The sequence below is a fragment of the Polaromonas sp. P1_F4 genome, from assembly GCF_056405675.1.
Map to the genome: position 1 here is coordinate 89,033 of NZ_JBFUBP010000006.1, position 26,756 is coordinate 115,788.

Consider the following 26,756-nt stretch of genomic DNA (forward strand, 5'->3'; position numbering starts at 1 on the left):
CCAGCTTCTTTGCAGCCATGGGATTCCCCGTAGGTCGAAATGCTTCAGGCCCTCGCATAATTGGCCTATGGAAACCAAATGGCTGGAAGATTTTGTGAGCCTGGCTGAAACCCGCAGTTTCAGCCGCTCCGCCCAATTGCGTCATGTCACCCAGCCCGCGTTTTCACGGCGGATTCAGGCGCTGGAAGCCTGGGCCGGTACCGACCTGGTGGACCGCAGCTCATACCCCACGCGGCTCACGCCGGCCGGAGAAACCCTGTACAGCCAGTCGCTGGAGATGCTGCAGGGCCTGCAGTCGACCCGCGCCATGCTGCGCGGCCACACCTCGGCCGGGCAGGATGTCATCGAGTTTGCGGTGCCGCACACCTTGGCGTTCACCTTTTTCCCGGCCTGGGTCAGCAGCCTGCGCGAGAAGTTCGGCCCCATCAAGAGTCGGCTGATCGCCCTGAATGTGCACGATGCGGTACTGCGCCTTGTCGAGGGCAGTTGTGACCTGCTGATCGCCTATCACCACGACTCCCAGCCTTTCCAGCTGGACCCGGACCGCTATGAAATGGTGTCGCTGGGCCAGGAAGTGCTGGCGCCTTTTGTCAGGGCCAATTCCGCGGGCGAGCCCGAGTTCAGCCTGCCGGGCCGCGCTGGCCAGCCCTTGCCTTATCTGGGCTATGCGCCGGGCGCCTACCTGGGCCGCATGGTCGACATGATCCTCAAGCAGTCCAGCACGGCCATCCACCTGGACCGGGTGTACGAAACCGATATGGCCGAAGGCCTGAAGGCGATGGCGCTGGAAGGCCACGGCATCGCATTTTTGCCGCTCAGCGCCGTCAAGAAGGAATTGCGGGCCAAAAAACTGGTCAGCGCCGGCGGCAACCTGGAAATGACCATGGACGTGCGCGTGTACCGTGAGCGGCCCACCTCCAAGGAGTCTGCCAAAACCCATGCCCAGGCCTTGTGGACTTACCTGCAGGCACAAACCGGCGGCAAGGAAAAGGCTGGCGGCCGCGGCGCGGGGGCACCGGCATCGCGCTAGCCGACCGCCCGTTGCCTAAGCGGGCTGGCCTTGCGGTCAAATGCTGGCATCAGACTGACGACTAGTAGTAACCCTAAGTGGTTATAAGAAAAATGCATGGAAGATCGTCGAAACAGCATTGGTGTTTTGACACCTCCAAATTTACAGTTCGTGACGTTCAAATTTTGGTGCTTGCCCGTGCTTGTTGATTCATTTGCTGTCTGCGTTGCCTTCCTTACGGCCCTTGGTGCGGCATCGGTCTGCGCAAGGCACGGCGCCATTCGGGTGATCGCCCAGCCTGTGCGGCCACGGGTGCAGGCGGCCTGACGGTCCGCTGGCACAAAGACTGCTTACATCTGCCGTATAGTTCCGGACTTTTAATGCGTGCACCATTTTGGAAAACCCCAGAAATTGCTGTCAATGCTGCGGGTTTGCAAAACCATCAACCCTTTCACGCCGTCCGCTTTCCCCCATTTTTAGAGGCCGGGTAAACCTAGGCGTAGCCCGGGAACCAACTCTCTAGAATAGTTCGCTAATCGTTTCATTCATTACAGGAGATTCCATGAAACTCAAGCTAGTCGCTCTGTCTGTTGCATTGCTCGCCACCGGCGGTGCGTTTGCCGACACCCTTTCCAAAGTCAAGGCTTCAGGCGTTGTGACCATGGGCGTGCGTGACTCCTCCGGTGCACTGTCCTATACCCTCGGTGACGGCAAATACACCGGCTACCACGTCGAAATCTGCCAGCGCATCCTGGCCGGCCTCGAAAAAGCCGCCGAGCGCAAGCTGGAAGTCAAATACCAGCCCGTGACCTCGCAAAACCGCATTCCCCTCGTGCAAAACGGCACAGTCGACATCGAGTGCGGCTCCACCACCAACAACGCGACCCGTCAAAAAGACGTGGCCTTCGTCGTGACCACCTTCGTCGAAGAAGTCCGCATCGCGGTGAAAGCCACCTCCGGCATCACCTCCGTTGCCCAGCTCAGCGGCAAGACCGTGGCCACCACCACGGGTACCACTTCCGTGCAGACGCTGCGCAAGAACAAGCGCGCCACCGGCGTCGAGTTCAAGGAAATCTTCGGCAAGGACCACTCCGACAGCTTCCTGCTGCTCGAATCGGGCCGCGCCGATGCGTTCGTCATGGACGGTTCCATCCTGGCCGGCAACATCGCCACCGCCAAGAAGCCTTCGGACTTCAAGATCGTTGGTGAAGTGTTGAGCGTCGAGCCCATCGCCATCATGATCCGCAAGGATGACCCGCTGCTCAAGCGCCTGGCCGACGACACGGTCAAGGGCATGATCAAGTCGGGCGAGATGAACAAGCTGTGGACCAAATGGTTCCTGTCGCCGATTCCTCCGAAGAACACCAAGGTGGGCCTGGCACTGAGCGCCAGCACCAAGGCTGCCTGGGACAATCCGAACGACAAGCCCATGGAAGAGTACGCCCAGAAGTAATTCGGGTCAGGTAAATTGAGAACCCCGCCGGACATCATGCTCTGGCGGGGTTTCTCGTTTACCGTGGCATGGAAAAACAACACAACAACCCTTTGCTGGAGCCGTGATGACTTGGGATTGGCAGGTATTTCTAAATGACGACGGTAGTGGCCGAACCTACTTGCAGTGGATGTTTGACGCATGGGGCTGGACGCTGTCCGTCGCCGGTGCATCCTGGGTGATCGCCATGCTGTTTGGCGCACTGGTCGGCACGCTGCGCACCTTGCCCAACAGCCCGTGGCTGGTCCGCTTTGCCAATGCCTGGGTCGAGCTGTTTCGCAACGTTCCCTTGCTGGTCCAGATTTTCATCTGGTACTTTGTGGTTCCCAAAATTTTCCCCGCCATGAAGGAGCTGCCCAGCTTCATCCTGGTGGTGTTCGCTCTCGGATTTTTCACCTCGGCGCGTATTGCCGAGCAGGTCAGGGCCGGCGTGCAGGCCTTGCCGCGCGGCCAGCGCTATGCCGGCATGGCCATGGGCTTTACCACCGTGCAGACGTACCGCTACGTGATCCTGCCCATGGCCTTTCGCATCATCATTCCGCCGCTCACCAGCGAGTCGATGAACCTCTTGAAAAATTCCTCCGTGGCTTTCGCGGTGTCGATCGCCGAGCTCACCATGTTCGCCATGCAGGCGCAGGAAGAAACTTCGCGCGGCATTGAGATCTACCTGGCGGTGACGGCCCTTTATGCAATCTCTGCCTTCGCGGTCAACCGGGTCATGGCCTTTGTTGAAAAGAAGGTCCAGATCCCCGGCTTCGTTGTAGCCGGCTCAACGGGCGGAGGGCACTGACATGCTTGGACTCGACATGAGCTTCCTGAACTGGGAAATGATTTCCCAGTTCGTCGTCAAGGGCTTTATTTTCAGCATCGAGCTGACCGTCATCGCCACCATAGGCGGCATTATTTTCGGCACCGTGCTTGCGCTGATGCGTCTGTCGGGCAAAAAATTCCTGACGGTTCCCGCGACCATCTACGTCAACGGCATGCGTTCCGTTCCGCTGGTCATGGTGATCCTGTGGTTCTTCCTGCTGGTACCTGCGTCGTTCTACACGACCTTCGGCGCCTGGGGGGCCAACTACCGCGCCGAGATTTCGGCCATCATCACCTTCGTGGCCTTCGAGGCCGCGTACTTCAGCGAAATCATGCGTGCGGGCATCCAGTCGATCTCGCGCGGGCAGGTCAATGCGGGTCGTGCCCTGGGCATGACCTATTCGCAGAACATGAAGCTGATCATCCTGCCGCAGGCTTTCCGCAACATGGTGCCCATCCTGCTGACCCAGACCATCATCCTGTTCCAGGATACTTCGCTGGTTTACGCCATCGGCGCCTACGACCTGCTCAAGGGCTTCAGCACCGCCGGCAAGATCTTCGGCCGTCCTGAAGAGGCCTACCTGCTGGCCGCCGTGGTTTATTTCGTGATTTGCTTTGGGCTGTCCTACATGGTCAAGCGCCTGAACAGCCGAATCGCCATCATTCGCTGAGATCGCTGTTTCTTAAAACACCCCCTATCTCTCAAAGAGCACACTGGAGAAGAAGATGATTGAGTTGAAAGAAGTTTCCAAATGGTACGGTGAAGTGCAGGTTCTCAATAACTGCACCACCAGCATCAAGAAGGGTGAAGTTGTTGTGGTCTGCGGCCCATCGGGCTCAGGCAAATCCACCCTCATCAAGACCATCAACGCGCTGGAGCCTTTCCAGAAGGGTCAGATCTTTGTCGACGGCAAGGCTGTGCATGACCCCAAGACCGACCTGCCCAAGCTGCGCAGCCGCGTCGGCATGGTGTTCCAGAATTTCGAGCTGTTCCCGCACCTGAGCGTGACCGAGAACCTGACGCTGGCGCAGGTCAAGGTACTGGGCCGCAAGCCCGACGAAGCCAAAAAGCACGGCCTCAAATACCTGGATCGCGTGGGCCTGATGGCGCACAAGGATAAATTCCCCGGCCAGCTCTCCGGCGGCCAGCAGCAGCGTGTGGCGATTGCCCGCGCGCTCAGCATGGACCCGATCGCCATGCTGTTTGACGAACCCACCTCCGCGCTGGACCCGGAAATGGTGGGCGAGGTGCTGGACTGCATGATGGGCCTGGCTGTCGAAGGCATGACCATGATGGTGGTGACCCACGAAATGGGCTTTGCCAAAAAAGTGGGCAGCCGCGTGATTTTCATGGATGTCGGCGGCAAGATTCTGGAAGACTGCTCGAAGGACGAGTTTTTCAGTCACCCGGAAAACCGCCAGGCGCGCACCAAGGATTTCCTCAACAAGATCCTGGCGCACTGAAAGCCATGCGCCCCGGAAAAAAAGCCCCGAACCCCGGGGCTTTTTTCATGGCGGCTCATGATGGTCGGGTGGTGTGACCAGTGCGACAATTCAGGCCATGACTTCAGCCACCCGCACACCCGCCTCCACCCTGACCATCACCCGGCCCGACGATTGGCACCTGCATGTGCGCGACGGCGAGGCCCTGCACACCGTGGTGCCGCACACGGCCGCACAGTTTGGCCGTGCCATCATCATGCCCAACCTGCGCCCGCCGGTGACCACGGCCGCCCAGGCGGCGGCGTATCGGGAACGCATCCAGGCCGCTGTGCCGGCCGGCGTGCAGTTCGAGCCATTGATGACGCTCTACCTCACCGACAACCTGCCACCCGATGAGATCAAGCGCGCGAAAGACGCCGGTGTTGTGGCGCTCAAGCTATACCCGGCCGGCGCCACCACCAACAGCGATGCCGGTGTGACCGACCTGCGCAAGACTTACAAGACACTCGAGGCCATGCAAAAGGAAGGGTTGCTGCTGCTGGTGCATGGCGAGGTGACGTCCTCCGACATCGACCTGTTCGACCGGGAAGCGGTATTCATTGACACCCAGTTGATTCCGCTGCGCCGCGATTTCCCTGAGCTCAAGATCGTGTTTGAGCACATCACCACCCGCGAAGCCGCCCATTACGTGCGCGATGCCGGCCAGTTCACGGGTGCGACCGTCACCGCGCACCACCTGCTCTACAACCGCAATGCCATTTTCACGGGCGGCATTCGCCCGCATTACTACTGCCTGCCGGTGCTCAAGCGCGAAACGCATCGTCTGGCATTGGTAGAAGCTGCCACCAGCGGCAACAACCGCTTTTTCCTGGGTACTGACAGCGCACCGCACCCTGCGCACCTCAAGGAGCACGCGACGGGCTGCGCAGGGTGCTACACCGCCCACGCCGCCATGGAGCTTTACGCCGAAGCCTTTGATGCGGCCGGCGCACTGGACAAGCTGGAGGCCTTTGCCAGCTTTAACGGTGCGGATTTTTACGGCCTGCCGCGCAATACCGGCCGCATCACGCTCAAGAAGGAAAGCTGGCACCCGCCCGAGAGCTTTGCCTTCGGCGAGGCCGAGCTCAAGCCTTTGCGCTCGGGTGAAAACCTGCCCTGGAAACTGCACACTTCAGAAAGCACCTGATGGACCACAAGCCGCGTGTTGCCCTGCTCATTGATGCCGACAACTCGCCGGCGTCCAAGATCGACCTGATCCTCAACGAGCTGTCGACCTTCGGCGAAACGAACATCCGCCGCGCCTACGGCAACTGGAAGAAGAATGAACTCAAGGGCTGGGAAGAGGTGTTGCACGAGCATGCCATCCGACCCATGCAGCAGTTCGACTACACCAAAGGCAAGAACGCCAGCGACATGGCCATGGTGATCGACGCGCTGGAGCTGCTCTATACCGACCGGCCCGACGCCTTTGGCATCGTCTCGTCGGACGCCGACTTCACGCCGCTGGTCATGCACCTGCGCGCCAAGGGCGCAGCGGTCTACGGCTTTGGCGCGCAGAAAACGCCGGAGCCTTTTGTCAATGCGTGTTCGAGATTCCTGTTCCTCGACAAGCTGCGCCCCATCGCCGTCAGTGATGCGGCGGGCGGTGCCCACGGAGACAGCCGTGACGATGGCGAGGCGGTTGCCGCCGCGCCCCTCAGGGCAACACCCGCCCAGCTCAAGCAGGACGCCAAGCTGGTCATGCTGCTGCGCAATGCCGTCCAGGCCGCAGCCGACGACGAGGGTTGGGCGCGCGTGGGTGCTGTGGGGACGCAAATCGCCAACCAGGCCTCGTTTGACCATCGCAACTACGGCTATGCCACGCTGACCAAGCTGCTGGTGGCCACCCAGCTGTTTGACATCGCCGACGAAGGCAAGTCGACCGTCGCAGTGCGCGACAGGCGACTGAACAAGTCGGCCCGGGCCTAGGGGGCCTGCAGGTGCGAGTCGCTGCAGCCCTGCAGCCAGCGCCGGCCATGCCGATGCCGGCATGGAACCAGCCCTGGCTGCAACCCTGGCAGGAGCCTGGCGAACGCGTCGCCCAGGCCATTGCGGCGGGCACTGCGCTGCATCAGGCCCTGAATGCCGGGCAGCGTGCCCCGGTGCGCTTTGTTCCCCAAAGTGCATTGCCCGCCGGCGAGGCTTACGAGAGCTTTATTTTCAGGACAGGTGAATGCCCCACGCGCGAAGGTGCCCATGATTTTTTCAATGGCCTGTGCTGGATGCAGTTCCCCGAAACCAAAAAAAGGCTCAATCAACTGCAGGCCGCCGAAATAGCGCAGGCCGGTGTGCAAAAGGTGCGCGGCCCGGTCCGTGACGCGCTGACCCTCTTTGACGAGAACGCTGCTTTCCTGTCGGCGCCGCAACCCTTGTGGGACGCGCTGGCGGCGCGGGACTGGCAGCAGCTCTTTGTGGGTTTGCGCCCACTCTGGCAGCAAGCCCGGCTGGTGCTGTTTGGCCATGCGCTGCTGGAGAAACTGATTTGTCCACGAAAACCGATCACAGCCCATGTGTACCGGGCGCAACCAGCTATCAATTCAATAGCAGATCTGGACTGCTGGATTGCTGCCGACCTGAGCGCGGACAAGCTGGCCGGCAAGCCGTTTCTTCCTTTGCCGGTGCTGGGGGTGCCCGGCTGGTGGCCCGGGAACGAGAACTTTTCCTTTTATGATGACTCCCTTGTATTCCGACCGCCACGGCTGCAAAACAACAGATAGAGATCAGCCGTCAATGTGCCCCACAGCTTGAACTGGGCTGGCAAGCCCTCATATCCTGCGCAAGGCGGGCTTTTTTCACCGACCCCACGGAGAACCCATGAAACGTATTTTTCTGTTTGTCCTGACCAACCTTGCTGTCGTGGTGGTGCTGGGCATTGTCGCCAGCCTGCTCGGCGTCAACCGCTTCCTCACGGCCAACGGGCTGAACCTGACTGCGCTGCTCGGCTTTGCACTGATCATGGGCTTCGGCGGCGCCTTTATCTCGCTGCTGATCAGCAAGCCCGTCGCCAAATGGAGCGCCGGCGTACGGGTGATTGAGTCGCCCCAAAATGCCGACGAGGCCTGGATCGTCGAAACTGTGCGCAAGCTGGCCGACAAGGCCCAGATCGGCATGCCCGAAGTCGGCATCTTTGACGGCGCACCCAATGCCTTTGCCACCGGCGCGTTCAAGAATTCGTCGCTTGTGGCCGTGTCCACCGGCCTGCTGCAAGGCATGACCAAGGAAGAAATCGAAGCCGTGCTGGGCCATGAGATTGCCCACGTGGCCAACGGCGACATGGTCACCATGACGCTGATCCAGGGCGTGATGAATACCTTTGTGGTTTTCCTCTCGCGTGTGATCGGCTACGCCGTCGACAGCTTTTTGCGGCGCGGCAGCGACAACAACTCCGGCCCCGGTATCGGCTACTACGTCAGCACCATCGTGCTGGACATCGTGCTCGGTTTTGCCGCCGCCATCGTCGTGGCCTGGTTCTCGCGCCAGCGCGAGTTTCGCGCCGACGCCGGCGCCGCGCAGCTGATGGGCCGCCGCCAGCCCATGATGAATGCGCTGGCCCGCCTGGGCGGCATGCAGCAGGGCGAATTGCCCAAAGCGGTGGAAGCCATGGGTATCACCGGCAGCATCGGCAAGCTGTTTGCCACGCACCCGCCGATTGAAGAGCGCATCGCAGCATTGCAGAACAGCCAGGCTTGAACCATCAAAGGGCGCCCCGCACAGGGCGCCCTTTTTTTCTTCCCATTTTCTTCACAGGAGTGCAGGCATGAAAAGCTGGATCAGGCAGAACCGCAGTTTTCTGGTGTTGCTGTTGTTGTTCGGGCTGTTCCGTACCGCAATCGCGGACTGGAACCCCATTCCCTCAGGTTCCATGCGGCCCAACCTGCTCGAAGGTGACGTGGTCTTCGTCAACCGGCTGGCCTACAACGTCAAGATTCCGCTGACCGATACCGTGCTGGCGCGCACCACCGATCCGCAGCGCGGCGACGTCGTCACTTTTTCCTCGCCGGTGGACGGCGTCCGCCTGATCAAGCGGCTGGTGGCTGTGCCGGGCGACGTCGTGGAAATGCGCGACAAGGTGCTCATCATCAACGGGCAGTCAGCCCGCTATGAGGCGCTGGACACGGTGCTGGAGCCGGCCGGGCCGGTTGGCGTACTGGTGGCCACGCACGTGAAAGAAGCCACTGCCCAGGAGCAACATGAAATCCAGTGGCTGGCCGGTGTGAAGGCCAAGGACAGCTGGGGGCCGATCACGATTCCCGCTGACCAGTACCTGATGCTGGGTGACAACCGCGACAACAGCGCAGATTCGCGCTACATAGGCCTGGTGCCGCGCAACCTGCTGATTGGGCGTGCGGAACGGATCCTGGTGTCGGCGGACATCCTCGAGAAGTGGCAGCCGCGCTTCGAGCGTTTTGGCCGCTCGCTCTACTGATCCATTGATCTGCTGATCGACTGAGGCTGCAGCGGGGAACCTCAGGCCTGGCGGCTTCGCTGTACCCGCTCTATGGTTTGTGCCACTTCCGCCGGGTCCAGGCCGTACATCTCGGCAAATTCCGCCGCCGTTTTCCCGCTGGCCTCAAAGGCACGCATCAGTGCTTCGCGTTTGGCAGTTTGCACGGCCATCTCTGCAAAAGCCTCGTCCAGCAAGGTGTTCGACACCTCATCCTGCGTGCGGGTGCGTTCTGCGTACTCTTCGCGGCTCAAGCCGGATGCTTCAATGGCCTCGATGAGGCGCATACGCACTTTGGGGCGCAGGTCTTCCTTTGAACGTGCCTGGCGCCGGCGGAACACCTCCATGATCGCGTGGTGCACATGCTCGGGTGCGACCGGCTCGACGGGCTCGCCTTGCAGGTTGTGGCGCGGGTGGCCGGCCGCCACGCATTCGAGGTAACGCGTGGAACGGGCATGCAGGCCCAGCGCCACTTTCAGTTCGTCGCGCTTGAATGCTTCGGGGTTTTCCGCCAGCAGGTCCTGGAAAGCGCCCAGCTTGAGCGGCAGGAACTGTGCGCCGAACATTTTTGGGTAGAGCTCGAACAGCTTTTCCAGCACGGGATGGACTTCGCGTGAGCGCTGCTGCGGATTAGCCGGGCGCTGCGGGGGGCGGGGGCGTTTGGCACGCGGGGAGGGTGTGGTGGTTTCGGTCATGTGTGTGGGTGAAAAAGATGGTATGGCGGGGTGTTCAGAAAGCTCAGCGGGGTCTGAACATGCGAAAGAGGTTGTCGGGTGTGACGGCGAAGTAATCGGCCGGGCCGCCGCCGCGAAGAATGGGCTCGGCAGCCGCCGTGTCGTAAATGCCGTCTTTGAGCAGATGCCTTGCAATGTACACGCCGACGACTTCGCCCAGCACCAGCCAGGTGGGAACCGGCACGCCGTCGGCGCCCTGCAACTGCAGGATTTGCGTCAGCCGGCATTCAAACGATACCGGGCTTTCCTGCACGCGCGGCACGGCAATGCGTTGCGAGGCCACGGGCGTGAGGCCCGCGAGTTCGAACTCGTTGACCTCGGGCGGCACCATCGCGCAGGAACGGTTCATGGCCTCGGCCAGCGGCCGCGTCGCCAGGTTCCAGCCGAACTCGCCGGTTTCGCGGATGTTGTGCAGGCTGTCCTTGGCGCCAATGCTGGCGAAGCCGATGATGGGAGGCGTGTAGTTGAAGGCGTTGAAAAAGCTGTAGGGTGCCAGGTTGAGCTGCCCCCTGGCGTCCTGCGACGAAATCCAGCCAATGGGGCGTGGCCCCACCATGGCGTTGAAGGGATCGTGCGGCAGGCCGTGGCCTTTCGAGGGCTCGTAGTAGTGAAAGTCCTGGCCCATCACGCGGCCATCCGCTGTTGTTCGGCGTCCTGCAGCACGCTGCGCGCCAGGGCTTCCGCAACCTTGATGCCATCCACGCCGGCCGACAAGATGCCGCCGGCGTAGCTGGCGCCTTCGCCGGCCGGGTAGAGGCCGCGCACGTTGACGCTTTGCAGGTCTTCTCCGCGGCTGATGCGGATCGGCGAGGAAGTGCGCGTTTCCACCCCGGTCAGCACCGCGTCATGGGTGTCAAAGCCCTTGATCTTTTTGCCGAACACGGGAAAGGCCTCGCGCATGGCCTCGATCGCATACGCAGGCAGGGCAGACGACAGGTCGCCGATGGTCACGCCCGGCTTGTAGGACGGAGTGATGCTGCCCAGCGCGGTCGAGGGGCGGCCCGCCACGAAGTCACCCACCAGCTGCGCCGGCGCCTGGTAATTGCTGCCGCCCAATACAAACGCGTGCGATTCGAGCTGGCGCTGCAGCGCGATGCCGGCCAGCGCGTCGCCCGCCTCGAAGCCGGGGTAGTCGCGCGGGTCTATGCCCACCACGATGCCGGCATTGGCATTGCGCTCATTGCGCGAATACTGGCTCATGCCGTTGGTCACCACGCGGCCGGGCTCGGAGGTGGCGGCCACCACCGTGCCGCCCGGGCACATGCAAAAACTGTAGACCGAGCGGCCGTTGCTGGCGTGGTGCACCAGCTTGTATTCGGCCGCGCCCAGCGACGGATGGCCGGCATGGCGGCCCCAGCGCGCGCGGTCGATGATGCCCTGCGGGTGCTCGACCCGAAAGCCGATGGAAAAGGGTTTTGCCTCGATGTACACACCGCGCGCATACAGCATGGCGAAGGTGTCGCGCGAGCTGTGGCCCAGCGCCATCACCACCTGGTCGGCACGCATCTCGTGGCTCTGGCCCGTGGCCTGGTCCAGTACCGTGAGGCCGCGCAGCTGTTTGCCTTGCGGGCCGTCCTCGATCAGCACGTCGGTCACGCGCTGCTCGAAGCGGATCTCGCCGCCCAGGGCGACGATCTGCGCGCGCATGTTTTCGACCACCTTCACCAGCTTGAAGGTGCCGATGTGCGGGTGCGCCTCGAACAGGATGTCGGCGGGCGCGCCGGCCTTCACGAACTCGTTCATCACCTTGCGGCCCAGGTGACGCGGGTCCTTGATCTGGCTGTAGAGCTTGCCGTCGGAAAAGGTGCCGGCGCCGCCTTCGCCGAACTGTACGTTCGATTCCGGGTTGAGCACGTTCTTGCGCCACAGGCCCCAGGTGTCCCGGGTGCGCTGGCGCACCGTCTTGCCGCGTTCCAGCACGATGGGCTTGAAGCCCATCTGCGCCAGCAGCAGGGCTGCGAACATACCGCAGGGGCCGAAGCCGACGACGACCGGTCGCAACGGCAGGGCGGCGGGCGCCTGGCCCACCGTGCGGTAGGCCATGTCCGGTGTGGGAAAGATGTGCGGGTTGCCGGAAAATTTCGCCAGCAGTGCGCCTTCCTGGGCCGCATCGGCGAGCGTGACGTCGACGATGTAGACCTTGAGCAGGTCTGCCTTGCGGGCATCAAAGCTGCGTTTGTGGATGTGGACGTTCTGCAGGGCGGCTGCGGCGACGCCCAGTGTCTGGGCCACCAGGGAGGGCAGGGCATCCTCCGCGTGGTCCAGCGGAAGTTTGAGTTCGGTCAGGCGAATCATGAGAGGGGCTCGTGTTGATCAAGCAACCTGCATTTTAAAGGACTGGCGGATAATGGGCCCCGTGAAGCACGCCAGACCGCCGCTGGTGCAATCTGGGAAACCAGGCACTGGAGGAACGTCCGGACTGCACAGGACAGCGTAGGAGGTAATACCTCTCCACCGTGAGGTGAGGATCAGAGCAACAGAGACGAGTCGGCCTTGGGGCAACCCCGGGCCGGGTGAAACGGGCAATCTCTACGCGCAGCAATACCAAGTAGGCCAACGTTGATGTGGTTCCGCAGAGTTGGCGGGTAGGTAGCATTGAGCCGTGGGGGCGACCCCCGGCCCAGATTAATGGCGGTCACGCCGGACTTTCTCCAAGGGGGTCCGGTGCACAGAATCCGGCTTATCGGCGGGCTTCACACTAATAAAAAAGCCCCGTTCAGCAATGAACGGGGCTTTGTCTTTGGGCCTTGCCGGCCCTGCCTGCAGCGTCTTATTTGGCGGGAGAGGCGGCGGCAGCCGGTGCCGGTGCGGTGGCGGCTGCAGCGGGCGCTTTACCGAAGTACTGGGCGAAAATCTTGTCGTAGGTGCCGTCGGCCTTGATGTCGGCCAGGCCCTTGTTCAGTTTTGCGAGCAGCTCGGCGTTGCCCTTTTTCACGGCCAGGCCGTATTGCTCGGGTGCAAAGCTGGCGTCGGCGATGGTCTTGAACTTCGAGCCGGTGTTGTTGTTGACGTAGTGCTCCACCACGCCGTTGTCGGCGACCACGGCGTCCACGCCGCCGGCTTCCAGCTCTTTCAGTGCCAGTGGCGTCGCTTCAAAGCGCTTGATGTTGGCGCTGTCCTTGCCCTGCAGCTTGGTGATGACTTCGTCACCCGTGGTGCCGTTCTGCACGCCGACCTTGAGTTTCTTGAGGTCGTTGAACTTGGCGATCTTCGAATCCTTCTTCACGGCGATCAGTTGCTGCGCGTCAAAGTAAGGCGACGAAAAATCCATGGTCTGCTTGCGCTCGGCCGTGATCGTGATGGCCGAGACCAGCAGGTCGCGGTCGCCCTGGTTCAGGGAGTTAAAGATGCCTTCCCATGGCGTATTCAGGAACTTGACTTCGATGCCGGCCTTCTGTGCCACGGCCTTGACGACTTCGATGTCGAAACCGACGATCTCGCCTTTGTCGTTCTGGGACTCAAAAGGTACATACGCGGCATCCGTGCCGACGACGTACACCTTGGCCGCAGGTGCGGGTGCCGAGGCGGCGGGAGCGGGTGTGCTGGCTGCGGGTGCCGGCGGCTCGGTCTTGCTGCAGGCGGCCAGAACGATACCGGCGACCAGGGTGCCGGCGGTTTGCAGGAAACGTCGCGTTGAGATGGAGTAGGAAGACATGAAGTCCCTCAAAAAAGGTTGAAATGATGGTGATGCCCGTCAAGCCATGCGGTCAGGCACGGCTTCCGGCATACGAACAAAAAGTATAAACCGCAGCCCCTGGGTCAAACAGCCCCTTTCAGTAGCCTTGGTGACTGTTCAAGGCCTTAACGCCGGTATATACCCTTACGTACGGTCCAAGGTTTAGCAACTTTCACGCCACAGTAGTGTGGGTACTCGGTGGCGGCTTGCAAATCAATAGCGATGCCTGGCGCGTGTGCAGAAATCGTTAATGGACAAGGCCCAGCTCACGCACGCGGTCCACGTGCGCCAGCAGCGAGCGTTTGGCCACCGGCCAGATACGCGGGTCCACGTCGTCGTAGGCGCCCGCGACCCAGTCGTCGATCGTGCCTTCCGGGTGGGCCTGCATCACGCGCATGATCTTGGCTTCGCGCTGCAGGCGATGCGCCTTGAGCCGGGCGATCGCATTCTTTGCGTCCGCCAGCACGTAGCCATGCGCCGGGGCGATGAAGCCGATTTGGTGTTCATCGCAGGCCGCGCTCAGCGCATCCAGGGAGTCCAGGTAGGCACTCATGTCACCGTCGGGCGGGTCAATGACCGTGGTGCTGCCGTTGAGGATGTGGTCGCCGCTGAACAGCAGGCCGTCTTCCACCAGCACCAGGCACACATGGTTGGCGGCATGGCCGGGTGTGTGCAGCACCTTCAGGGTATGGGTGATTTCGCCTTCCGGCCCTTTGCTGGTGAGCGCAAGCAGCTCCTGATTTGATAGCGATCGATCCGGCGAGAAGGCGCTGGCGGCGCGCGCGGTGGGTGCCGAGGGCAGGCCCAGAATCGGCGGCGCAACGCTGCACATGGCCTGCAGCGGTTTGGCGCCGGGTGAATGGTCGGGGTGCGAGTGGGTGCACACAATCATGCGGATGTCGCCGCCGGCCGCCCGCCAGAGGCGCTGCAGGTGCTCGTGATCAGCCGGGCCGGGGTCGATGGCGATGTAGCCGCTGCCAGGGTCGCCGACCAGGTAGCTGTTGGTGCCCGGCCCGGTCATCACGCCGGGGTTGGGCGCCGTCAGGCGCATCACGTTGTGGAGCAGCGCCACGGGCTGTGATGTCTGCCAGTCGAGTGCGTGCACGATCTGCCCGTCCGGGCAGGTCAGCGCCAGCTCACCATAGGGCGCTTCGTGTTCCATATAGCGCGCTTCCTTGCCGGCCAGCAGCCCGGCACGCGGGCAGGAGGTCCAGAGCGGGACTTCGGATGCGCAGGCCGCCAGCACCGAGGCCACGTCGGGATAGTGCTGCAGCCTTTCCAGTGTGCGTATGGTGGGAAAGATGATGAAGAATCCCCCTGCCGCGTGCCGCGCCAGCGCCTCGGCCGGCCGCACCCAGACCGGCTCAAACTGCTCTGCCTCGTCGGCCACCGGGCTTTGCCCTTCGGGCATGCGCGCAACGAGAAAAGGCACGTCAAAGCGGCGCGGCAGGTCGCGGTCGGTGACCCAGTGCGCCAGCACAAACACCTGGTCACCGGCCAGCGTCAAGCCGCGCTCCCGGCATTGCGCGGCAAAGGGCGCCTTGCGGTCCAGCGAAGCGATGTCGGCGGTCGTGGCATAACTGCCGTCGGCATGGCGCGCCAGCAGCACGCCGAGTTCCTCAAAACTTTCGCGAATGGCGGCGATGGCCTGGGTCAGGTGCAGGTCGCTTTGCGTGGCCCGCCGCGTGGACTGTGCATGCGCCAGGGCATCGGCCGGGTCGATGCCGCCGCCGGGGAAAACATAGGCCCCCGGGGCGAAGCTGGCGGTCATGGAGCGCCGTGTCATCAGGACTTCGACGCCGTGCGGGGTGTCGCGCAGCAACAGCACGGTGGCCGCCGGGCGTACAGGCGCGGGTTCGCGCGAAGGATGGAGCAGTTGGGAAGGACGTGGCATCCGCAAATTATGGCTTCGGGGCTGCGCGGGCGTTGCCGGCGGGATTTGGAGGGTTTTCTGCTGTGCAATGCCCAGGGCAAACCAAGCGTATTGCCCCGAATTCCTTCAAAACAACGGCCGGTGGGCGCGAAATGGCCGATTCACCTCTTTAAGCGCCGCCTTCGCACCGCAGATAATTCCCCCATGCGAATCCGATTCACCAAAATGCAGGGCGCGGGCAATGACTTTGTCATGCTCGACGAAACCCGCGCCCCGCTGGGCCTTTCCACCGCGCAATACCGCTTCCTGGCCGATCGTCACTTCGGCGTGGGCGCCGACCAGATTCTCTCGGTGCGGCCGCCGCCTGCGGATGCGGGGGAGGGCATCGACTTTGAGTACGTGATCCACAACGCCGACGGCGGCGAGGTTGAGCAGTGCGGCAACGGTGCGCGCTGCTTTGTGCGTTTTGTGCGCGAGCAGGGGCTGACGACAAAGGACGTCGTGAGGGTCAAGACCCTGAGCGGCATCATCGAGCCACGCATGCAGGCTGACGGGCGTGTGACGGTCGACATGGGCGCGCCGGTGTTTGACCCGGTGCGCATTCCCTTCGACGCTTCCGGACTCGCGCCTGTGACCCAGGGTTCATGGCAAAAATGGCCACTGGCGCTTGATGGACGGGCGCAAGCAGCTCCTCTTTTGATAGCGGCCTTGTCGATGGGTAACCCACACGCGGTGCAACTGGTGGATGACGTGGACGCTGCGCCGGTGCTGCAAACCGGTCCGCTGATTGAAAACCACGTGCGTTTTCCGCGCCGTGTGAACGCCGGCTTCATGCAGGTGGTTTCGCGTAGCCAGATCCGACTGCGGGTCTTTGAGCGCGGCGCGGGCGAGACGCTGGCCTGCGGCACGGGCGCCTGCGCGGCGGTGGTGGCGGGCATACGCTGGGGCCTGCTGGACACGCGGGTCGACGTGATGACGCGGGGCGGCCAGCTCACCATCGAATGGCCGGGGCGGCTCGATGCGCCTGTCATGATGACCGGGCCGGCTACGACGGTATTCGAGTCCGAGATTAATATCCCCGACGGGATCTGAAGACTGCCTTTCGACGAAAGCGGATGTAACGCGGGCACCCTGCGCCTTTGCGCCCGCCACAAAACTGAGGACAATGCCCGGATGAATCCAACTGAACACCCCATCACCGAAGACGACATCGCCAACTTCCTGGCCAACACGCCCGACTTCTTCGAGCGCCACGCCGAACTGCTGGCTTCGGTGCAACTGTCCAGCGGACACGGCAACCGTGCCGTCAGCCTGCAGGAGCGCCAGGCCTTGATGCTGCGCGAGAAGATCAAGGGGCTCGAAACCCGGATGGTCGACATGATCCGTCACGGGCAGGACAACGTGGCCATTGCCGACAAGATGCAGCGCTGGACACGCAAGCTGCTGCAGGCGACGCAGGCGCGCGACCTGCCGGGCGCCATCGTCGAGGGCATCACCGGCGAATTCCTGATCCCGCAGGCCGCCATCAAGGTCTGGGACGTGAACGGGATTTTTTCGGATGAAAGCTTTGCGACCGATGTGAGCGAGGACGCCAAAACTTTTGCATCGTCATTGAGCGCACCCTACTGCGGCGTCAATTCGGGCTTCGAAGCGGTTAACTGGCTGCCCGAGCCCGCGGTGGCGCTGTCGATCGCGCTGATACCGCTGCGCGCCGCAGCGGGGGCGGAAGTCTCGGGCCTGCTCGTGCTGGCCTCGCCCGACCCGGAACGCTTTCACAGCGGCATGGGCACGGATTTTCTGGAGCGTCTGGGTGAACTGGCCGGCGCGGCGCTGACCCGGCTGCGGCCCCAGCCGGTTGCTGCCGAATAGGCACCGGGGCCATGCACCACGGCCATGATGCAAACGCCGCCTTCAGCCTCTGAATCCGGCGGCGGGCAGCCAGTGTTGCCGCCTTCCGATCCGCTGGTCGAGCGTTACCTGGAGCATGTGCGCGTGGAAAAGCGCCTGGCCCAGCGCACCGTGGAGCTCTACGCGCTCGACCTGCAGAAGCTTGAAGCCAATGCGCACCAGGCCAGGGTGGCGCTGGTGGCGGTACAAAACGTTCACATGCGGCGCTGGGTGGCGCAAATGCATGGTGCGGGGCGCAGCGGCCGGGGCATTGCACTGATCCTCTCAGGCTGGCGCGGCTTTTACACCTGGCTGGGCCGCGAAGGCCTGATCAGCGGCAACCCCGTGCAGGACGTGCGGGCGCCCAAAGCCGCCAAGCCCCTGCCCAAGGCATTGAGCGTAGACGAAGCCGTGCAGCTCGCGGGCTACCAGGCCGACGCTTCGGATGGTGACCCGCTGCTGGAACTGCGCGACCAATGCATCACCGAGCTGCTGTACGGCTGCGGGCTGCGTATCGGCGAGCTGGTGGGCCTGGATGTGAAGGCCAGTGCGCAGGCGCGCGGCTGGATCGACACGGATGCGGCCGAAGCTTATGTGCTGGGCAAGGGTTCCAAAAGGCGCAGCGTGCCGGTCGGCCGGGCTGCGCTGCAATCACTGCAGCAGTGGCTTGCCGCGCGGGCCGGCTGGGCGCGTGAAGACCATGCGCTTTTTATCAACCAGCGCGGCACCCGCCTGACGCCGCAGCACATCCGGGTGCGGCTGAAGCAGCGCTCGCTGAAAGCGGGGCTGGCCACGCCGGTGCATCCCCACATGCTGCGCCACTCCTTTGCCAGCCATGTGCTGCAGTCGAGCGGTGATTTGCGGGCGGTTCAGGAGCTGCTGGGCCATGCCAACATCACGACCACGCAGGTCTATACCCGGCTGGATTTCCAGCACCTGGCCAAGGTGTATGACGCGGCGCACCCGCGGGCCCTGTCGAAAGCCGGAAAGGCCGGCGCGGGCGCGCCGGCATCGCCAGGAAGCCTGGCGAAGGCGGACAAAGACGCTAAAGACAAAGCCTGAGCCTGGCACCAGCACTGGTGCCGGGCGGCGCTCAGGCTGGACTGGGGCGGTCGCGCCTTGCCGGCCGTATCGGCGGCACTTCCCCGAGCATGAACACCGCCCGCTTGCTGTCAGCCGGGGCGGCGGCCAGGCGCTCTTCAAGTTGGGTCAGCAGGCCCTGGGCGTTGGAGCCCTGGTAGGGCACCAGGGCGTACGCGACATGCACCTGTGCGACGCAGTCCACATGCAGGCCTTTGTAGGGCATGAGGCAGCGCGCCACGATGCGCGGCCCGAGCGTGCCGGCGTCCTCGGCGCTGAAGGGGCCTTCGACCAGCATGCCGAAGCGCCGTTCCGACAGCCGTGCGGCGCTGTCGATTTCACGTGCGGTGGACAGGAGGCGCTCGGCCACGTGCAGCGGCAATTCCTCGGCGGCCTTGCGTCCGAAGTCGCGCTGGATCTGCTCGGAGTTGACCAGGTCGATGATCATCACCGCGCTTTGGTGGCGCAGCCGTTCGGAACGCGCAATCATGCGGATCAGGCGCTCGGCAAACACGTGGCCGTTGATCAGGCCCGTGGCCGGGTCCACCCGGTCCAGGCCCTGGATCCGGCGGATGTTCTCGCGCCGGTGCTGGCTGCGCAGCATCAATACCAGCATGACGATGGGCAGATGCAGCGCCACGCCCAGCTGCATGCCGTGCTGCGTGAAGAAGCCGATGGGCACCAGCTCGGCATTGCGGGCCATGGTCCATCCGGCGGCGGCCAGCACCGGCACATAGGCCAGCATCAGCCAGGGCGCAAACCGGTCGCCGCGGCGCCAGGCCCAGCCCATGACCAGCATGCTGCTGAATTCCAGCAGTGACACGATGGGAATGAACAGGCCCATGCGCGATGCAGATGGCACCAGCGCCAGCACCACAGCCGCCAGCACGCCCAGCGCGGCCTGGCCCGCCATCAGCCAGTGCAGGCGCAATGAGCGTTCGGGCAGGGCCACCACCGCGGAAATGAACAACAACGTGGCCGACACCGCCAGCATGGGCAGCACGGATGTCGAAATGTCGTTCCACCCCGGCCACGCCGGCCACAGGTGCAGCCCCGCGATGCCGGTGACGGTCGCCTGCGTCAGGCCCATCAGGGTCACGCAGAGGGCGTAGTAACCGTACGCGGTGTCGCGCAGTGAAATAGCGCCCAGCGCCGAGATCAGCGCCGCCAGCCCCGTCAGCCCGAAGAAGATACCCAGGATCAGGGAAACACGCTGTTCTGAGTGGCTCAGGCGCCCCTCACTGATGAACTGCAGGGGCGCGCTGAAAGCGTGGCCGTTCTCCAGGCGCAAAAGGTAATGGGTGGGTACCTCGGCCGACAGCGCGATGGGCAGCAGGGGATGGCGGTGCGGCACTGGCCACTTGTCTACCGCCACCAGGTCGCCGGCGCGCTGCTCGTTCCACCGGCCGACACCGTCCAGGGTATACAGCGAAGCCCGGTCAATGGACGGGTAGGGAACCTCAAGGTACCAGCGCTCTGCGTCCGGCGCCGGAGGCACGTTAAAGCGCACCCACATGGTCTGGCCGCTGGTCACCGGGTAGATCGCGTTGCCGTGTGTCGGCTTCCAGGGGAGGTCGGGGTTGGCGGCAACCTGCTCGGGGGTGAACTGGCCGGTTGTGTCTATCCAGTAGTCGCCCCAGTCCTGCAGTGCGACAGGTTCTGTCTGGGTGTCCAGGTCCAGTATGGTGCGTGATCGTGCATCCAGGCTGGTCAGCGCCAGCAACGAGCCCATGAACAGGCTGATAACCAGCCCCAGCAACAGGGTGCGGACGGGTGCGGGCGTGCGCATGGCCGGGCTTGCCAGCGGCCCGTGTTTCTTCCATCGCCGCGAAAATGAGGTCAAAAACATTAACCTGCGATTGTCGCAAAACTTTCACGAAAATTACACCGAGCTGTCAAACCGCTGTCAGCCAGCTCATTTAGCTCATTTGTCAGGGTGGACGCTCCGTGCTCAGGAGGGGTGATGCCACCAGCCGCGACAATAGCGGCATGAAAATAATTCGACTGCGGGACGGCAAGGAGCGCTCATTGCTGCGGCGCCATCCCTGGATTTTTGACGGCGCCATCGCCAAAGGGGGCGGTGACGCAGGCGAGACCGTGCGGGTGGAAAGCCACTCCGGCGAATTTTTGGGCTGGGCAGCGTTCAGCCCGGCCTCCAGGATCCGGGCCCGGGTCTGGAGCTTTGACGAAGCCCAACGCATCGACGCGGCCTTCTTTTCAGCGCGCATCGCCCAGGCCCTGAAAGCACGGGAGCTGTTTGACATCCAGAGCGACGGGCGGCGGCTCATTCACGGTGAATCCGACGGCCTGCCGGGCCTGGTGGTGGACCGTTATGCAGACACGCTGGTGGCGCAGTTTTCCAGCTGTGGCGCAGAAAAATGGAAAAGCGTGATTGTCGAAGCCCTGCTGGCCCAAACCGGCCTCACGCGCCTGTACGAACGCTCCGACGCCAGTTCACGTGCCCTGGAAGGCCTGCCAGAAGTGACCGGCTGGCTGGCCGGCTCGGGCGAAACCGGCATCACCATCATCGAACACGGCTGGAAGCTCAGCCTGGACGTGGCCGAAGGCCATAAAACCGGCTTTTACCTGGACCAGCGCGACAGCCGGCAGAAATTTGCCGCCTACACGCGCCGCCTGCAGTTCGGCCAGGTGCTCAACTGTTATTGCTATACCGGCGGCTTCACCGTGGCCGCGCTGGCTGGCGGCGCCGGGCACGTCACGTCCATCGATTCGTCCGGCCCGGCGATCGAGCGGGCCCGGGCCAATGTGGCACTGAACGGCTTTGACGCCAGCCGCACTACCTTGCTGGATGCCGACGTCAACGCCTCGCTGCGCCAGTACCAGAAGGAAGGCCGGATGTTCGACGCCATCGTGCTGGACCCGCCCAAATTCGCGCCCACGGTGACGCATGCCGAGCGTGCCGCCCGTGCCTACAAGGACATCAACCGGCTGGCGTTGTCGATTCTGGCGCCCGGCGGTGTGCTGTTTACCTACTCGTGTTCGGGCGGGGTCAGCGCCGACCTGTTCCACAAGATCGTAGCCTCGGCCGGCATCGATGCGGGGGTGGACGCTTTCATCTCCGAGCGCATGGGCGGCGCACCCGACCATCCCATGACGGTAGCCTTCCCGGAAGGCGAATACCTGAAGGGCCTGGTGCTGGTGAAACGGGTGGGCGGCTGATTTTTATATAAATAGTGGTTCCAGGCCAATAAGGACGAGCGCGAGCAGCTATTAAAAATATAGCAGATGCGAGGCCAAAATTACCAGCCTGCACTGGCTTTTGAGGCCCTGCGCTTGACACGACCTGTAAAGTAACTGCTGGCCAAGGTGGTATTCAGTCCGGCGGCGCGGCGGGCTTGAACCCGCCGCTAAACTCCCCCACCTGTGTGGCTGCGACCTGCTTCGCCCTTCGCGCTACCCCTGCAATTCCTGTTTTTAGGTAACACCATGAGCTTGATCCCCGTCACCATCCTCACCGGCTTCCTGGGCTCCGGCAAAACCACGCTGCTCAAGCGTGTGCTGACCGAGGCGCACGGCCAGAAAATCGCTGTTATCGAGAACGAGTTCGGTGAAGAAAACATCGACAACGAAATCCTGGTCAATGACACCGAAGAAAACATCATCCAGATGAACAACGGCTGCATCTGCTGCTCGATCCGCGAGGACCTGCGCGAAACACTGCAGTTGCTGGCCGCCAAAAAACGCAAAGGCCTGCTCGACTTTGAGCGCGTGGTCATTGAAACCACCGGGCTGGCCGACCCGGGACCGGTGGCGCAGACGTTTTTCATGGACGAAGAAATTGCCGAGCAGTATCTGCTCGATTCGATCCTGACCCTGGTTGACGCCAAACATGCCGCGACCCAGCTCAACGACCGCCAGGAGGCGCGCCGCCAGGTCGGGTTTGCCGACCAGATATTCATCAGCAAAACGGACCTGGTGGCCAAGGACGAAGTTGACGCGCTGATGCACCGCCTGAAGCACATGAACCCGCGCGCGCCCCAGAAAGCGGTGCATTTCGGGGAAGTCGCCATCAAGGACGTGTTTGACCTGCGCGGCTTCAACCTCAATGCCAAGCTGGACATCGACCCCGACTTCCTCAAGGAAGACGACCATGCCGGGCATGACCACGATCATGACCATGAGCACGGGGAGCACTGTGATCACCCTTCACATGCGCACGACGCCAAGGACGGGCATGAGGGCCATGGCCACCATCACCACCACGACGATGACGTCAAGAGCTTTGTGTTCCGGTCGGACAAGGCTTTCAGCCCCGCCAAGCTGGAGGATTTTCTGGGTGCGGTCGTCAATATTTACGGCCCGCGCATGTTGCGCTACAAGGGCGTGCTGAATATGGAAGGCACCGACCGTAAGGTGATTTTCCAGGGGGTGCACCAGCTCATGGGCAGCGACCTGGGGCCCGCCTGGGCCGAGGGTGAGAAGAAAAACAGCAAGATGGTCTTCATCGGCATCGATTTGCCCAAAGATATTTTTCTGCAGGGCCTGGAGCAATGCCTGGTTTGAGGTAGGCTGTCCGCCTGTGGCCTGTAAAAGGCGGAGGGCTTCATGTTTGTCTCGATTCTCCAACGATTTGTTCCAAGGGTGCTACGGCAGGCTGCGCAGCCGCTACAATCGCGCGCCGACCAAAATACCCGGAAAATCGATTCGGGAGGCCAGCCAGGCACAAAATCGGCTACAAAGCGGATTGAAACCCACCCAAGTGTGGTTTTCGAGGCTGGCAGGCGGCAGACAAACCAGGAAATCTGGCAACAGGTAGGGTTGAACTGCGCTGCAGCGGTTTGGCCAGGAAGCCGCCGCGGGGGGCCATGGGCCATTCCGGGGCTGCTTCCCAGAGGAGACACATTGTGAAAGCCCAAGCAAAAAAGACCAAGACACCTGCCAAACCGGCCGTCAAACCTGCATCGAAAGCCAAGCCGGCGCCAAAACCCGCCGCCAAAGCTGTGAAGAAAGCGGCCAAACCTGTTGCCAAAGCCAAGCCGGCACCCAAACCCGTTGCCAAAAAAGCCGCCAAGCCGGCTGTCAAGGCTGCTTCCACGAAAAAGCCTGCTACCGCAGCTGTCAAGAAAACCGCTGCCAAGCCCTTGCCCAAAGCAAAGGCCGTCGCCAAACCCGTCAAGCCCGTGCTCAAATCTCCCCCAAAACCTGCGGCAAAGCCTGTTGCAAAGTCAGCTGCCAAGCCCGTTGCAAAACCGGCCGTAAAACCTGCAAGCAGCGCCAAACCGGCCCCCGCCGCCGTGGTGGTACCCGCCCCGGCACCGGTCAGGGCCGGGCTGATGGCCCCGCCTCCACTGAAACCCGGCAGGCGCAGCTCCGCCCGCGTAGCCACCCAGTCACCCCCTCCCGCACCCATGGTGCCAACCCATGCGCCTGACGCAGCCAAAGCCAGTTACTCCACAATGACCGAACGCGTGATTGCGCCGCCACCCCAGGCGGCGGCCAAAAAAGACCCCAAGCTCGCCAACAACTGGAAGACCAAATCCGCCGAGCAGCTGACCGACGACGAAGTCAAGGCGATGCCGGACTCCGAGTACATGAACGAAAAGCAGCTGGCTTTCTTTCGCCACAAGCTGTCGGTGCTCAAGCAGGACATCCACAACAGCGCCGGTGAAACCACCGAGCATCTGCGGGAAGACACTGTTGTGGTGCCTGACCCGGCGGACCGCGCTACGATTGAGGAAGAACACGCCCTTGAATTGCGCACCCGTGACCGGGAACGCAAGCTGCTCAAGAAGATCGAACAGTCGATTGCCCGCATCGACTCCGGCGACTACGGTTATTGCGATGAAACCGGCGAACCCATCGGCGTAGGCCGGCTGATCGCCCGTCCCACGGCCAATTTGTCCCTGGAAGCGCAGCAACGCCGGGAACTCAAACAGAAGATGTTTGGCGATTGACCCCAGATTACCGGTTGAAGTTTATTTAATCGTCCTGCCATGTCCAAAGAAGATACCGCTTCAGGCTTGCTCTCCAAGATGGTGAAGTTCGTCCGGAATCCGGCCACGAACTGGTCGGATCTGGACGGCGCGCAAACAGACCGCGACGAAGCCATGAGCAAGCAATTGCTCAAGGAAATGATTGAGCGCAAGCGGCAAAACGACTTCGTGCGCAAGCGCGAATTCGACATGCTGCGCAAGATGCGCAAGCGTGAAGCCATGGTAGGTGTGGGCCAGGACCCAGGCGGCCGGCCTTCGTTCTTCCAGAGCAGCATGCCGTCCAAGCCCGACGACAGGGCCACCACGCTCAAGAAGATCGATGAGATCGAAGCGCAGATGTCCATGCAGTGGTGGAAAACCAAGAATGGCGGCATGCCGGACAATTCGGTGCACGCGCCCTTGCATAGCCCATCGACGCAGGCGCCCCCCATGCTGGACAATGCATTGCCCACCGCATACAGGGCCACGGCGCCGGCAGGTTTGCAGCAGCTGAACGCAGCCAGGTTGGCCGCCGAGCAGCAGGCGGCCCGGGAAGCCGCTCACGAGCCCTCCCAGACCCAGCCCGATTCCCTGTCTGTTGCGCTGGCTGCAGCCCGGTCTACGCCGTCTCCCCAACCTCCTGCCAAACCTCCTGCCATTGGTGGCCTGGCGGGTATCGGCGGCAGTTACGACAGCGGCGGCGGTTCATCCGGCTTTTCCCCTTCCAAGCTCACTGCGGTGGACGTGGAGGAAGTGGTTGCCCATGACGCAGAGCTGGAGGAGGCCGCTATCCGGTTTGCCAATGGCGACGATGCGGGTGCCGAAGCCGGCCTGCTGGAGATTCTTGCCCCCGGTGCCGTACGCGCGGGCCACCCGGATACCTGGCTGACCTTGTTTGACCTGTACCGGGCCACGGCCCAGCAGGATAAGTTTGAAACGGCAGCCATCCAGTTTGTCGAGCGGTTTGACCGTTCGGCACCGCAGTGGTTCTCCATGCCTGACATGGTGAAAATGCTCAGTGTTCCGGCGGCGGGCAAGGCTGCCACCAATCCGAATGGTCCCGCTGTTGATTGGGTCTGTCCCTCTGTGCTGGGTATACAGACCGTGGCAGCCCTCAAGGCGGCCACCGCCAAGGCACCCATGCCATGGCGCCTGAACTGGAACAACCTCAAAACTATCGAGCCTGATGCTGTCGAGCCTTTGTACAAGGTCTTCAGCGGGTGGGCGACCCAGCCCGTTCAGCTGCGTTTCATGGGTGATACGCAGTTGCAGAAGGTGCTGCAGAACGCCACCCCTTCAGGCAGCCGCGATACCGCCCAGCAATGGTGGCTTTTGCGCATGGAGGCGCTGCGTGTAACGCATCGCCCCGACGACTTCGAATTGGCCGCACTCGACTTTTGCGTCACCTACGAGGTCTCCCCGCCAGCCTGGGACAGTGCACGTTGCGAATACAAGCCGATCGATGCGCAGGGCGGCGTCACGGATGGGCAGGCCATCATTGGCGACGTGTACCGTGATTCCGTGTCCTCCAGTCTGAGCGCCATTGATGGGGACACCCAAATGGATGCACCGAGTTCACAGATGAGCAATGTGCTGTCGGTCGAACTGTCAGGCCAGATCCAGGGTGATGCGATAGCGGTGCTGGACAAACTGGAAGTCAAGCTGATGGGTGCAGACATGATGCTGATCTCCTGTGCCAAGCTCATTCGCGTGGATTTTTCGGCTGCGGGAACGCTGCTGAACTGGGTGTCAGCCCGCGAAGAAGAAAACCGGTCAGTGCAGTTCACGGAAGTCAACCGCCTCGTTGCAGCGTTCTTCAATGTGATCGGCATCACTGAGCATGCAAGGGTCACAGTCCGCATCGACTAGCCTTTTCGGCCTTTCTACTGGCCGATTTGGGTAGTGTTGTCATGCCATTTGGCGTCTATGCCGGGATTGGCCCGTCAAGCCTTCCGGCGTCCTGTGCTTTCTGCACCGTATCCTTCAAAAAACACGCCATTTCTGCGGTCACGCCCACTCTTGTTATGTGGCGGCCGTTACCTGCTATATTTTTTATAGCTACACCATGCTTGCACTGTGCAACAACAGGTCGCTGAGCGTTCGAATGGATGGAAATAGTCCCTCTTTTTTCCGTTTTGGCTGGCGCCCAGTTGCTGGTGCTTAAAGCAATACTTTCAGTGCGCCGCCTAAGTGCTTAATTTAGAACGATTTTTAATATAGACGCCGGATCCGAAGATACTCCTAAGTCCTTGATTTCATTGAAAAAATTTGTTTCAAATCCCTTGTTTGCAAATGGTTTCCTGCTAAAGTGGGGAAAAGTGCAATTTAGTGGTGAA

Annotated in this window: 24 protein-coding genes and 1 other RNA gene; 19 read left to right on the forward strand and 6 right to left on the reverse strand. The window is 62.3% G+C overall.

The features are described from left to right. Positions 1–67 precede the first annotated feature (67 nt). From AC1DYQ_RS13655 to lepB, 11 genes are all read left to right on the forward strand, one after another. Positions 68–1,030, forward strand: coding sequence for a LysR substrate-binding domain-containing protein (locus tag AC1DYQ_RS13655; protein ID WP_457281129.1), 963 nt, complete (start codon positions 68–70; stop codon positions 1,028–1,030). 96 nt (positions 1,031–1,126) lie between these two features. Further along, the gene (locus AC1DYQ_RS13660) at positions 1,127–1,336 is read left to right on the forward strand and encodes a hypothetical protein (RefSeq protein WP_477687232.1); all 210 of its coding nucleotides are present in this window, start codon (positions 1,127–1,129) and stop codon (positions 1,334–1,336) included. Between the two features lie 235 nt (positions 1,337–1,571). Beyond that, positions 1,572–2,462: a transporter substrate-binding domain-containing protein gene (locus AC1DYQ_RS13665; RefSeq protein ID WP_457281128.1), complete on the forward strand. Its 891-nt coding sequence runs from the start codon at positions 1,572–1,574 to the stop codon at positions 2,460–2,462. Between the two features lie 106 nt (positions 2,463–2,568). Continuing rightward, positions 2,569–3,291: an amino acid ABC transporter permease gene (locus AC1DYQ_RS13670; protein ID WP_457281127.1), complete on the forward strand. Its 723-nt coding sequence runs from the start codon at positions 2,569–2,571 to the stop codon at positions 3,289–3,291. Between the two features lies 1 nt (position 3,292). Beyond that, entirely contained in the window at positions 3,293–3,982 is a 690-nt protein-coding gene (locus AC1DYQ_RS13675) for an amino acid ABC transporter permease (protein WP_477687233.1), read from the forward strand. A gap of 55 nt (positions 3,983–4,037) precedes the next feature. Beyond that, a complete protein-coding gene (locus tag AC1DYQ_RS13680; RefSeq protein ID WP_457281125.1) occupies positions 4,038–4,775 on the forward strand; it encodes an amino acid ABC transporter ATP-binding protein in 738 nt (245 codons plus the stop codon). Positions 4,776–4,872: 97 nt separating this feature from the next. After that, positions 4,873–5,940, forward strand: a complete 1,068-nt coding sequence (pyrC, locus tag AC1DYQ_RS13685; RefSeq protein ID WP_477687234.1) for a dihydroorotase — start codon at positions 4,873–4,875, stop codon at positions 5,938–5,940. Continuing rightward, complete coding sequence (locus tag AC1DYQ_RS13690; protein WP_477687235.1) at positions 5,940–6,722, forward strand: NYN domain-containing protein; 783 nt, start codon at positions 5,940–5,942, stop codon at positions 6,720–6,722. The genes pyrC and AC1DYQ_RS13690 overlap by 1 nt, the downstream gene beginning before the upstream one ends. Positions 6,723–6,769: 47 nt before the next feature. Then, complete coding sequence (locus AC1DYQ_RS13695; protein ID WP_477687400.1) at positions 6,770–7,510, forward strand: DUF3025 domain-containing protein; 741 nt, start codon at positions 6,770–6,772, stop codon at positions 7,508–7,510. Between the two features lie 97 nt (positions 7,511–7,607). After that, on the forward strand, positions 7,608–8,483 hold the full coding sequence (gene htpX / locus AC1DYQ_RS13700) for a protease HtpX (protein ID WP_477687236.1): 876 nt from the start codon (positions 7,608–7,610) through the stop codon (positions 8,481–8,483). 67 nt (positions 8,484–8,550) lie between these two features. Next, the gene (gene lepB, locus AC1DYQ_RS13705) at positions 8,551–9,219 is read left to right on the forward strand and encodes a signal peptidase I (protein WP_477687237.1); all 669 of its coding nucleotides are present in this window, start codon (positions 8,551–8,553) and stop codon (positions 9,217–9,219) included. A gap of 41 nt (positions 9,220–9,260) precedes the next feature. Here the strand turns inward: lepB and AC1DYQ_RS13710 are convergent, their stop codons facing one another. Genes AC1DYQ_RS13710 through AC1DYQ_RS13720 form a run of 3 tightly spaced genes read right to left on the reverse strand, consistent with a single transcriptional unit; the run spans position 9,261 to position 12,266 of the window. Continuing rightward, the gene (locus tag AC1DYQ_RS13710) at positions 9,261–9,932 is read right to left on the reverse strand and encodes a ProQ/FINO family protein (RefSeq protein ID WP_477687238.1); all 672 of its coding nucleotides are present in this window, start codon (positions 9,930–9,932) and stop codon (positions 9,261–9,263) included. 43 nt (positions 9,933–9,975) lie between these two features. Beyond that, a complete protein-coding gene (locus tag AC1DYQ_RS13715; RefSeq protein ID WP_457281119.1) occupies positions 9,976–10,596 on the reverse strand; it encodes a flavin reductase family protein in 621 nt (206 codons plus the stop codon). Next, entirely contained in the window at positions 10,596–12,266 is a 1,671-nt protein-coding gene (locus AC1DYQ_RS13720) for an NAD(P)/FAD-dependent oxidoreductase (RefSeq protein ID WP_477687239.1), read from the reverse strand. Before AC1DYQ_RS13720 ends, AC1DYQ_RS13715 begins: the two co-directional genes overlap by 1 nt. A gap of 63 nt (positions 12,267–12,329) precedes the next feature. On the opposite strand from AC1DYQ_RS13720, the gene rnpB reads away from it, so the two are divergent. Next, an RNA gene (gene rnpB, locus AC1DYQ_RS13725) (RNase P RNA component class A) lies at positions 12,330–12,670 on the forward strand. Positions 12,671–12,741: 71 nt separating this feature from the next. Here the strand turns inward: rnpB and AC1DYQ_RS13730 are convergent. Together AC1DYQ_RS13730 and AC1DYQ_RS13735 are read right to left on the reverse strand one after the other, a co-directional pair. Continuing rightward, positions 12,742–13,626 carry a basic amino acid ABC transporter substrate-binding protein gene (locus tag AC1DYQ_RS13730; RefSeq protein WP_477687240.1) on the reverse strand — a complete coding sequence of 295 codons (885 nt, stop codon included), beginning with the start codon at positions 13,624–13,626 and terminating at the stop codon, positions 12,742–12,744. Positions 13,627–13,894: 268 nt separating this feature from the next. Next, positions 13,895–15,541, reverse strand: a complete 1,647-nt coding sequence (locus AC1DYQ_RS13735) for an MBL fold metallo-hydrolase (RefSeq protein ID WP_477687241.1) — start codon at positions 15,539–15,541, stop codon at positions 13,895–13,897. A 183-nt stretch (positions 15,542–15,724) separates the two neighbouring features. Between AC1DYQ_RS13735 and dapF the strand changes: the two genes are divergently transcribed. The 3 genes from dapF (at position 15,725) to AC1DYQ_RS13750 (ending at position 18,469) form a co-directional block, all read left to right on the forward strand. Next, positions 15,725–16,612 (forward strand): diaminopimelate epimerase, encoded by an 888-nt coding sequence (dapF, locus tag AC1DYQ_RS13740; protein WP_477687242.1) that lies wholly within the window; start codon positions 15,725–15,727, stop codon positions 16,610–16,612. Between the two features lie 81 nt (positions 16,613–16,693). Then, positions 16,694–17,389 (forward strand): DUF484 family protein, encoded by a 696-nt coding sequence (locus tag AC1DYQ_RS13745; protein ID WP_477687243.1) that lies wholly within the window; start codon positions 16,694–16,696, stop codon positions 17,387–17,389. A 24-nt stretch (positions 17,390–17,413) separates the two neighbouring features. Beyond that, on the forward strand, positions 17,414–18,469 hold the full coding sequence (locus AC1DYQ_RS13750; protein ID WP_477687244.1) for a tyrosine recombinase XerC: 1,056 nt from the start codon (positions 17,414–17,416) through the stop codon (positions 18,467–18,469). Positions 18,470–18,500: 31 nt separating this feature from the next. On the opposite strand, the gene AC1DYQ_RS13755 is transcribed toward AC1DYQ_RS13750, so the two are convergent. Then, complete coding sequence (locus AC1DYQ_RS13755) at positions 18,501–20,276, reverse strand: sensor domain-containing diguanylate cyclase (protein WP_477687245.1); 1,776 nt, start codon at positions 20,274–20,276, stop codon at positions 18,501–18,503. A 200-nt stretch (positions 20,277–20,476) separates the two neighbouring features. Between AC1DYQ_RS13755 and AC1DYQ_RS13760 the strand changes: the two genes are divergently transcribed. The 4 genes from AC1DYQ_RS13760 to AC1DYQ_RS13775 all read left to right on the forward strand — a co-directional run bounded on the left by AC1DYQ_RS13760 (position 20,477) and on the right by AC1DYQ_RS13775 (position 26,289). Continuing rightward, positions 20,477–21,667: a class I SAM-dependent rRNA methyltransferase gene (locus AC1DYQ_RS13760; protein ID WP_477687246.1), complete on the forward strand. Its 1,191-nt coding sequence runs from the start codon at positions 20,477–20,479 to the stop codon at positions 21,665–21,667. Positions 21,668–21,934: 267 nt separating this feature from the next. Beyond that, positions 21,935–23,011 carry a CobW family GTP-binding protein gene (locus tag AC1DYQ_RS13765; RefSeq protein ID WP_457281110.1) on the forward strand — a complete coding sequence of 359 codons (1,077 nt, stop codon included), beginning with the start codon at positions 21,935–21,937 and terminating at the stop codon, positions 23,009–23,011. 341 nt (positions 23,012–23,352) lie between these two features. Next, positions 23,353–24,402 (forward strand): RNA polymerase-binding protein DksA, encoded by a 1,050-nt coding sequence (dksA, locus tag AC1DYQ_RS13770; RefSeq protein WP_477687247.1) that lies wholly within the window; start codon positions 23,353–23,355, stop codon positions 24,400–24,402. Between the two features lie 39 nt (positions 24,403–24,441). Next, positions 24,442–26,289 carry an STAS domain-containing protein gene (locus tag AC1DYQ_RS13775; protein WP_477687248.1) on the forward strand — a complete coding sequence of 616 codons (1,848 nt, stop codon included), beginning with the start codon at positions 24,442–24,444 and terminating at the stop codon, positions 26,287–26,289. Positions 26,290–26,756: the final 467 nt, after the last annotated feature.